Origin of the sequence: Kitasatospora sp. NPDC101155 (genome assembly GCF_044768305.1) — a bacterium.
GTDB lineage: Bacteria > Actinomycetota > Actinomycetes > Streptomycetales > Streptomycetaceae > Kitasatospora.
The window spans coordinates 1-8963 of sequence record NZ_JBIWPN010000031.1; the positions used below are offsets into that span (position 1 = coordinate 1).

Below are 8963 nucleotides of genomic sequence, written 5' to 3' on the forward strand. Positions count from 1 at the left end.
GGGGTTGATCTCGGAGACGGCGCCGACGAGCGTGGTCTTGCCGACACCGAAGCCGCCCGCGATGACGATCTTCGCGGAGGTGGTGGCGCGGGTGGAGGCGGCCGCGTTAGAGCTTGCGAAGTCCACTGAGGACCCTTTCGAGCAGCGTGACATCGGGCGTTCCGCCCGACTCGCCCGCGGCGGCGGGCTGGTGGATGGCGACGAGGCCGGCCTCGGCCAGGTCGGCCACGAGGATGCGGGCCACACCGAGCGGCACGCCGGCCAGTGCGGAGATCTCCGCGATGGACTTGACCTCACGGCAGAGGTTGACGATCCGGGCGTGCTCGGGCAGCAGCCCGCCGGTCCGCTCGGCCGAGCCCGTGGTCGAGATCAGGGCCTCGATCGCGAGCTGGTACCGCGGGCGGGTCCGGCCACCGGTCATCGCGTACGGGCGGACCAGCGGCTGCTGCTCGTAGCCGTCGGACTGCTGCCCGCCGTAGCCGCTGCCGTACCCGCTGCCGTACGGGCCGGCGGGTGTCGAGGGCGGGGTCATGGGTCCTCCTAGTGCTGCAGCCTTGGGCAGCCGGTTCCAGCTGGGGCGGTGCCAGCTGAGGCGGGATCAGCTGCCTGAGGGTAGCTGAGGGTGAGACACCGGGTCCGGTCGGGTCGGACCCGGTGCGGGTGGAACGGTGGGTGTATCCGCGCGGGTTCCGGTCAGTGCAGGAGACTGCCCTGGAGTTCCGCGCGAAGTGCGGGGGTGAGGACGGCGCCGGCTCGGTCGACGAGCAGGGCCATTTCGTAGCCGACGAGGCCGATGTCGGAGTCGGGGCTGGCCAGGACGGCGAGGGCGGAGCCGTCGCTGATGGCCATGAGGAACAGGAAGCCGCGCTCCATCTCGACGACGGTCTGGTTGACCTCGCCGCCTTCGAAGATCCGGCTGGCGCCGGAGGTGAGGGAGGTGAGGCCGGAGGCGACGGCGGCGAGCTGGTCGGCGCGGTCGCGCGGGAAGCCTTCGGACATGCACAGCAGGAGGCCGTCCGCGGAGACCACCACGGTGTGGGACACCCCGGGGGTGTTGTCCACGAAATTGGTGATCAGCCAGTTCAGGTTCTGTGCGGCCTGGCTCATCTGGTTCAACTCAACGCTCCTGGTGATCTGCGCCGTTGCCGTCGCTCCGGCCACCGAAACTATCGAATCCGGGCTGCTGGGCACCATGCTGGAAGCCCGCCGGGTTGGCGGCCTGCTCGGCCCCGGCCCGGCGGCCCTGCTGGATGCCGCGGCGCAGGTTGGTCAGTCGGCCGCGGACCTCCTCGGGGGCCCGGGAGACCTGCGGACCGGTCAGCGGCGAGGCCTCGGCGGTGCCGGAGACCAGGTTGGCCTGCGGGGTCCGGCGGGGGAGGCCGGACATCGTGACACCGCTGGTCGAGGGCTCGCGGACCTGCTCGGCCCGGCGCCAGCGCTCGTCGTTCGCGGACGGGCGCCAGGGCGCGTCGCCGCTGCCCGGCTGCGGAGCCTGCGGCTGCTGCTGGGCCTGTGCCTGCTGGGCCTGTGCCTGCTGGGGCTGGGCCTGCGGCTGCTGCTGCGGAGCCTGGGCCTGCGGGGCCCGGGCCTGCTGCGGTGCCTGCTGCGGAGCCTGCGACTGGAGGTCCGGCGCGGAGGTGCCGGGCCGACGCGGCTGGTACGGGCGCGGCCGGGCCTGCTGCGGGGACTGCGGCTGGGCCTCGCCCTGCTGCGGGTACCAGGGCTGCTCGCCGGTCGCCTCGGACGGGCCGGTCGGCAGTGCCATCGGCTCCTGCCGCTGACGCTGCTGCTGCGGGGCCGGGGCCTGCTCCGGACGCGGCTGGGGCTGCGGCTGGGCCGGGTTCGGCATGTTCGGCAGCACCGGCTCCACCAGGCCGAGGCCCAGCGGGTCGCGCGGGTCGATCTGGCTGGCCTCGAAGCGCGGCCGGGCGAACTGCTGGGTGCTCTCCACCGGCGACGGCTCGGCCGACGGCAGCGGCTGGGCCGGCTGCTGCGGGGGCAGCTGCGGCTGGCGGTCGCGGCGCGGCGCGTCCGGGCCGGGGCGCTGCGGACGGCGCTGGCCCTGCTGGCCCTGCTGGCCCTGCGGACCCTGGGGGCCCTGCTGACCGGGGGCACCGGGGCCCTGACGGCCCGGGGCCCGCTGCGGCAGGCCGTCCTGCGGACGGTTGCCCGGACGGGCGCCCTGCTGCGGCGCACCGGGACCGCCCGGGCGGCCGTGCTGCGGCTGCTCGCCGGTCCGCGGCGCCGGAGCGCCGTCGAGCTCGCCACCGGCGTTCGGACGTTCCTGGCCGGGGCGGCCCTGGCCGCGGCGGGGCAGACCGTTCAGGCCGTTCTTCGGCGGGCCCTGGCGGCCCGGGGCCCGCTGCGGCAGACCGCCCTGCGGCGACTGCTGCGGCTGACCCTGACTCTGCTGGCCGGCGGCCTGCTGCGGGGCCTGACCCTGCTGACCCTGACCCTGCTGACCCTGGCCCTGCTTGCCCTGGGGCTGCTGACCGGGGGCCTGCTGGCCCTTCTGGGCGGGGACCGGGTTGTCGCGCAGCGACCGGCCGACCTGACGGGTCGGAAGCCCGCCGGGGCGGCCACCGGGCGCACCCGGGCCGGTCGGCGCAGCAGGAGCGGTCGGTGCGGCCGGAGCCGCCGGGCCCTGGCCGAGCTGCGGACGGCCGCCCTGCGGGGCGCCGCCCGTCGGGCCCTGGCCGAGCGCGGCCGGGCCGCCCTGGCGGCCGGGCTGGACCTGACGCTGCTGGCGCGGCGTCGGGGCGACCCCGCGCTGCTGCTTGCCCTGGCCGGGGCCGGGGCGGCCGGGGCCGCGGCGCTCGGCGGAGTTGGTGACGTCCACCGGGAGCATGACCAGTGCGGTGGTGCCGCCGGAGTCGCTCGGGCGCAGCTGGATCCGGATGCCGTGTCGCAGGGACAGGCGGCCGACCACGAAGAGGCCCATGCGGCGGGAGACGGAGACGTCCACCGTCGGCGGGTTGGCGAGGCGCTCGTTGATCTCGGCGAGGTCGTCCGGGCTCAGGCCGATGCCGGTGTCGTGGATCTCGACCAGCACCCGGCCGTCCGGCAGCGCGTGGCCGGTGACCCGGACGCGGGTCTGCGGGCTGGAGAACGAGGTCGCGTTCTCCAGCAGCTCGGCGAGCAGGTGGACGAGGTCGTTGACGACGCGGCCGGCGACCTCGGCCGACGGGACGGCGGCGAGCTCGATGCGCTCGTACTGCTCCACCTCGGAGGCGGCGGCACGGAGCACGTCGACGAGCGGAACGGGCCTGGTCCAGCGGCGACCCGGGTCCTCACCGGCGAGGACGAGGAGGTTTTCACCGTTGCGGCGCATGCGGGTCGCGAGGTGGTCCAGCTTGAACAGGTTGGCCAGCTGGTCCGGGTCGGCCTCGCGGCTCTCCAGCTCGGAGATCAGCGACAGCTGGCGCTGGATGAGGCCCTGGCTGCGGCGCGAGAGGTTGGTGAACATCGCGTTGATGTTGCCGCGCAGGAGGGCCTGCTCGGCGGCGAGGCGGACGGCCTCGCTGTGCACCATGTCGAAGGCGTGCGCCACGTGGCCGATCTCGTCGGTCGAGTCGACGGCGACCGGTTCGACCGTGGTGTCGACGTCGTGCGGGTCGCTCTCGGAGAGGGTCTTGACCAGCTCGGGCAGACGGCGCTCGGCGACGTCCTCGGCCGCAGCCTGCAGGCGGGTCAGCGAGCGCACCATCGAGCGGGCGATCAGACCGGCGCCACCCAGGGCGACGAGCAGGGTCAGGGCGACGGCGGCACCGATGATCAGGGCCTCGGTGTCGGCCTGGGACTGCAGGTCCTGGGCCTTTCCGTCGAGGTCCTCGATCAGCTTGGACTCGATCCGGCGCTCGGCGGTGATCTTGGCGCTGGCCTTCTCGTACCAGTCCTTGTAGGAGACCGGCTCGGTCTGGTGGATACCGCTGGGCTGGAGGATCGAGCGCGAGTAGCGGTCGGCCTCGGCGACCACGTTGTTGTAGCTCAGCTGTCCGCGCAGGTTGTCCAGGTCGTGCGCGGTGTAGATGTTGTTGAAACTCGTCAGCGAGTTGTCGTACGAGGTGCGCAGGCGGATGCCGAAGGACTCGTCACTGGGGCTGAGGTCGGGACCCTTGGGGTTGGCGAGACCGGCGCTGATCAGCGCGCGCTGCTGCGAGGTGGCGTCCTTGGCCAGCGAGAACTGCTGCAGGGCGCGGGTGGCGACGAGCAGGTCCTTGTTGTTCGAGGCGAGCGCGATGTCCTGGGTGATGGACAGCAGGTCGCGGATGATCACGTCGTAGGCGGTGATCGTCGCCTGGATGTTCTGGTTGTTCTGGTACGGCGTGTTCCGCGCGTCCGCGATCGAGTTCAGGTCCTTGCGGATCTGGAACAGCAGCGCCTTGCCGCCGGAGAGGTCGAGGTTCTCGAACTTGTCCGAGGAGGTGGTGAAGGTGCGGCTGAGGTCGTCGGTCGACTTGCGGGCCGTGGCGATCTCGTCGTCGAGCGGGTCGTTCGGACGGTTGGTGATGTAGCCGGCGCTGAGGTCGCGCTCGGTCTGCAGGGCGTCCGCGAGGTTGGTCGCCTTCTTGGCCAGGTCGGACAGGTTGGCCATCTGGGCGAGTTGCTGCGAGTTCTGCATCGAGGTCTGGATGCGCAGGCCACCGAGGACCAGCGAGACCAGGACCGGGAGCGCGAGCAGAGCGATCAGGCGGGTGCGGATGCGCCAGTTGCGCATCGCGAGCCGGCTCAGACCGGTGGCGCGTCGCCTGGTCAGGGTGGTCCGGAGCTTGTCCCGGGTGGACTTGCGGTCCTGGCCGTCCTCCTCCGGACGGCCGGGGGACTCGGGTGTCCCCGGGTCGGCCGGGCCGCCGGGGGCCGCCGCCTGTTGGGGGGCTGCCACAGGCTCGCGCGACTCCGGGTTGCCCGCGGCGCCGCTACCCCTTTTGAAACGTCCCTGCACTGGCGTCGCAACCTCTGGACCGGGCGTCCCGCCGCGTCGCCACGGCCTGGACGGTGTCGAGTTTCCATCCGCACCCCGGCCGGTCCGGGAGAGCGGGTCGCCGGGGTGGACTGCTCCCTACCCACGGTCCGTGGCATTCCAGCACAGCCGGGGAATCCCAACAAGGGCCGCCGGAACCAGGCGCCCGGTACTACCGACCGCATGCGTCTTTTCACTGACTGTGCGGTAACCGGACCGGAATACCGCCTTTTTCGGACACTCGCCGGATACATGCCAACCAGGCCGTAGATCGAAAAGAGTCGCAGACCTGCCGGAATGCCCGTTATGAGTGGATTGCCGGGAAATTCCGTTGCGGCGATATGTCTGATATCTGCGATTTGCTGATCAATTTGTGAGCAAAGTCACAGACTAATGTGTAGCTTTGGTCACGGTCTCTGTGGAATGAGATCTCGTAACCTGGCTGTCTCCTGGGCACGGCCCCGATCAGCCTGCCCAGAACCCCTCCGAATCAATCGGAACCACTCAGGCCGGTGCCGATCCCGCACGGATCCGCCCGGCCACGACCACGAGGTGCTCTCGATGTCCCTGGCGAAGAAGGCCACCAAGTCCACGCTGTCCTGCCGCTCCACGGCGAACCCGCGCCGGACCACGCTGGCCTCGGTCGAGGACTTCAGCAAGATCCCGGGCGCCCGCAAGCCCGAGGACGTCGTCACGTACGGCACCGAGCTGCCGGGCAGCACGGCCAACCCGCGCCGCACCCAGCTGATGGTCGCCCCCGTGGTCGTCCTCCAGGACTGATCCGGCCGACGCTCCACCGAGGGCGCCGTGGACCTCGCACGTGCGTGGTCCACGGCGCCCTCTGCTGCTCGCCCGCTCGCCTCCGGGGCACTCGGATCCGGTGCCGACGGTCGTCGCTCCCTCGCTCCTTCGTCGCTCCCTCGCTTCTCCCTTTCGGCACCGGCGCGCCCCTTCGGCTCGGAGCGGGGACTCGCCCGCTCGCCTCCGGGGCACTCGGATCCGGTGCCGACGGTCGGCGCTCCCTCGCTCCTTCGTCGCTCCCTCGCTTCTCCCTTTCGGCACCGGCGCGCCCCTTCGGCTCGGAGCGGGGACTCGCCCGCTCGGCTGTGAGTCGCTGGCTCGGGGCGGTGATTCGCCCGCTCGCATCCGGGTCCGCCCCAACCACGCTGAACAGGGGCAAAGCGGTCGGGAGGGGCCCCACGCGATAGCCTGGACGACGATTGACGGGGCCGCGCCCACGGAGGGCGGGGCGCCCAGCAGCGCCCGGGGGCGCCCCGGGCGGCCGACGAAGCGAGGGGTAGCCCAGCCGTGCGCATTGCCAGGTTTTCCGTCCGGGAAGGGAGCCCTGCCGCCGGCAGCGTCTCCTTCGGCGTAGTGGAGGGTGACCCTTCCCAGCCCGACTCGCTGGTCGTCCACGCGCTGGCCGGCCACCCGTTCGGCCAACCCCAGCCCACCGGCGAGAGCTACCGCTTCCAGGACGTCCGGCTGCTCAGCCCGATGCTCCCCAACAAGATCGTGGCGGTCGGCCGCAACTACGCGGCGCACGCGGCCGAGCTGGGCAACGACGTCCCGGACGCCCCGCTCACCTTCTTCAAGCCCTCCACCTCGGTGATCGGCCCGACCGAGAGCATCGCGTACCCGCCGTTCTCCTCGGACGTCCACCACGAGGCCGAACTCGCCGTGGTGATCGGCCGGATGTGCCGCGAGGTGCCGTTGGACCGGGTGCCCGAGGTGATCCTCGGCTACACCTGCGCCAACGACGTCACCGCCCGGGACGTCCAGCAGCGCGAGGGCCAGTGGGCGCGGGCCAAGGGCTTCGACACGGCCTGCCCGCTGGGCCCGTGGATCGAGACCGACCTCGACCCGGGCGACCTCGCGATCACCTGCACGGTCAACGGCGAGCTGCGCCAGACCGGCCGCACCTCCTTGATGGTCCGCTCGGTCGCCGAGCTGATCGTCCACATCTCCGAGGCCATGACGCTGCTGCCCGGCGACGTCATCCTCACCGGCACGCCCGCAGGGGTGGGCCCCCTCAACGTCGGCGACGAGGTCGCCGTCTCCATCGAAGGCATCGGCACTCTCACCAACAAGGTGATCAAGCGTGGCTAACACTGACCCGGCCGTCCGGGTTCGCTTCTGTCCCTCCCCGACCGGCAACCCCCACGTGGGCATGGTCCGTACCGCCCTCTTCAACTGGGCCTACGCCCGCCACACCGGCGGCACCATGGTCTTCCGGATCGAGGACACCGACTCCGCCCGCGACTCCGAGGAGTCGTACGACCAGCTGCTCGAGGCCATGCGCTGGCTCGGCCTCGACTGGGACGAGGGCCCGGAGGTCGGCGGCCCGCACGCGCCGTACCGCCAGTCGCAGCGGATGGACATCTACGCCGACGTCGCCCGCCGCCTGCACGAGGCCGGCCACGCCTACTACTGCTACTGCAGCACCGAGGAGCTGGACGCGCGCCGCGAGGCCGCCCGCGCGGCCGGCAAGCCCTCCGGCTACGACGGCCACTGCCGGGACCTGACGGACGACCAGGTCGCCGTCTACAAGCTGGAGAAGCGCGAGCCGATCCTGCGCTTCCGGATGCCCGACGAGACCATCAGCTTCGACGACCTGGTCCGCGGCACGCTCACCTTCGAGCCGGAGAACGTGCCGGACTACGGCATCGTCCGGGCCAACGGCGCCCCGCTGTACACCCTGGTCAACCCGGTGGACGACGCCCTGATGGGCATCACCCACGTGCTCCGCGGCGAGGACCTGCTCTCCTCCACCCCGCGCCAGATCGCGCTGTACGCGGCGCTCGCCGAGATCGGCGTCGGCGCCGGCCTCACCCCGCGCTTCGGCCACCTGCCGTACGTGATGGGCGAGGGGAACAAGAAGCTCTCCAAGCGCGACCCGCAGTCCTCGCTCAACATGTACCGCGAGCGTGGCTTCATCCGCGAGGGCCTGCTCAACTACCTGTCCCTGCTGGGCTGGTCGCTGGCCGAGGACCGCGACCTGTTCGACATGGACGAGATGGTCGCCGCCTTCGACGTCGCCAAGGTGAACGCCAACCCGGCGCGCTTCGACCTGAAGAAGTGCGAGGCGATCAACGCCGAGCACGTCCGCAGGCTGGCCCCGGAGGACTTCGTCCGGCGCCTGGTGCCGTTCCTGCAGGCCCCAGGCCTGCTGCCGGCCGAGCCGACCGCCGAGCAGCTGGACCTGCTCGCCAAGGTCGCGCCGCTCACCCAGGAGCGGATGGTCGTGCTGAGCGAGATCGTCAACATGGCCGGCTTCCTGTTCGTCGACCCGGCCGACTTCACCGTCGACCCGGACGACGCCGCCAAGGTGCTCACTCCGGACGCCCGCCCGGTGCTGGAGGCCAGCGTCAAGGCGCTGGAGGAACTCGCGGACTTCACCCCGGAGCCGATCCAGGCCGCGCTGCGCGAGGCGCTGGTGGAGGGCCTGGGCATCAAGCCCAAGTTCGCCTTCACGCCGCTGCGGGTGGCCGTCACCGGCCGCCGGGTCTCCCCGCCGCTGTTCGAGTCGATGGAGCTGCTCGGCCGCCCCGAGACGCTGCGCCGGCTGCGCTCCGCCCTGGACGCCCTGCCCACCGCCTAGGGGCTGTGAGGGCCTGCCCGGCGGGGGATTCGCGGGGCGGGCCCGGACGGGCCGCTGAGCAGGCCGCGGGCCCGGCTTTCCGCCGGGCCCGCAGCGCACCCGGAGGTCACCGGACGGCCTCCCCACCGCTGCCTGCGGTTATCGATTTTGGAGCCGGGGCCGACGTCGGGTAATGTTCTTTCTGCGCCGCCCGGGAGGGAACGGACGAGGGAGCGAAAGCCCCTCGGAAGGGACCGATCGAGAGGCGCAACGCCTGAGAAGGCCCCGCAGGGGTTCAACTCTGGTGGGGTATGGTGTAATTGGCAGCACGACTGATTCTGGTTCAGTTAGTCTAGGTTCGAGTCCTGGTACCCCAGCGCTGTACGATCGGTGACGATCGCACCGCAGGACAAATGAAGATCA

Annotated in this window: 6 protein-coding genes, 1 tRNA gene and 1 pseudogene; 4 read left to right on the forward strand and 4 right to left on the reverse strand. The window is 71.9% G+C overall.

What is annotated here, in order from left to right; genetic code table 11:
- The 4 genes and pseudogenes from ACIRYZ_RS32665 to ACIRYZ_RS32680 form a co-directional block, all read right to left on the reverse strand.
- Positions 1 to 126 (reverse strand): annotated as a pseudogene (locus ACIRYZ_RS32665) (ATP-binding protein); the annotation flags it as partial.
- Positions 107 to 532 (reverse strand): DUF742 domain-containing protein, encoded by a 426-nt coding sequence (locus ACIRYZ_RS32670; protein WP_030248215.1) that lies wholly within the window; start codon positions 530 to 532, stop codon positions 107 to 109. The pseudogene ACIRYZ_RS32665 and the gene ACIRYZ_RS32670, both read right to left, overlap by 20 nt.
- Before the next feature lie 161 nt (positions 533 to 693).
- The gene (locus ACIRYZ_RS32675; RefSeq protein ID WP_097236138.1) at positions 694 to 1107 is read right to left on the reverse strand and encodes a roadblock/LC7 domain-containing protein; all 414 of its coding nucleotides are present in this window, start codon (positions 1105 to 1107) and stop codon (positions 694 to 696) included.
- A gap of 10 nt (positions 1108 to 1117) precedes the next feature.
- On the reverse strand, positions 1118 to 4882 hold the full coding sequence (locus ACIRYZ_RS32680) for a nitrate- and nitrite sensing domain-containing protein (protein WP_402951384.1): 3765 nt from the start codon (positions 4880 to 4882) through the stop codon (positions 1118 to 1120).
- A gap of 639 nt (positions 4883 to 5521) precedes the next feature.
- Between ACIRYZ_RS32680 and ACIRYZ_RS32685 the strand changes: the two genes are divergently transcribed.
- The 4 genes from ACIRYZ_RS32685 (at position 5522) to ACIRYZ_RS32700 (ending at position 8917) form a co-directional block, all read left to right on the forward strand.
- Positions 5522 to 5740 (forward strand): hypothetical protein, encoded by a 219-nt coding sequence (locus ACIRYZ_RS32685; protein ID WP_402951387.1) that lies wholly within the window; start codon positions 5522 to 5524, stop codon positions 5738 to 5740.
- A gap of 528 nt (positions 5741 to 6268) precedes the next feature.
- Positions 6269 to 7069 carry a fumarylacetoacetate hydrolase family protein gene (locus ACIRYZ_RS32690; protein ID WP_393034592.1) on the forward strand — a complete coding sequence of 267 codons (801 nt, stop codon included), beginning with the start codon at positions 6269 to 6271 and terminating at the stop codon, positions 7067 to 7069.
- Complete coding sequence (gene gltX, locus ACIRYZ_RS32695) at positions 7062 to 8561, forward strand: glutamate--tRNA ligase (protein WP_402951391.1); 1500 nt, start codon at positions 7062 to 7064, stop codon at positions 8559 to 8561. Before ACIRYZ_RS32690 ends, gltX begins: the two co-directional genes overlap by 8 nt.
- Positions 8562 to 8845: 284 nt before the next feature.
- A tRNA-Gln gene (locus ACIRYZ_RS32700) sits at positions 8846 to 8917 on the forward strand.
- Positions 8918 to 8963: the final 46 nt, after the last annotated feature.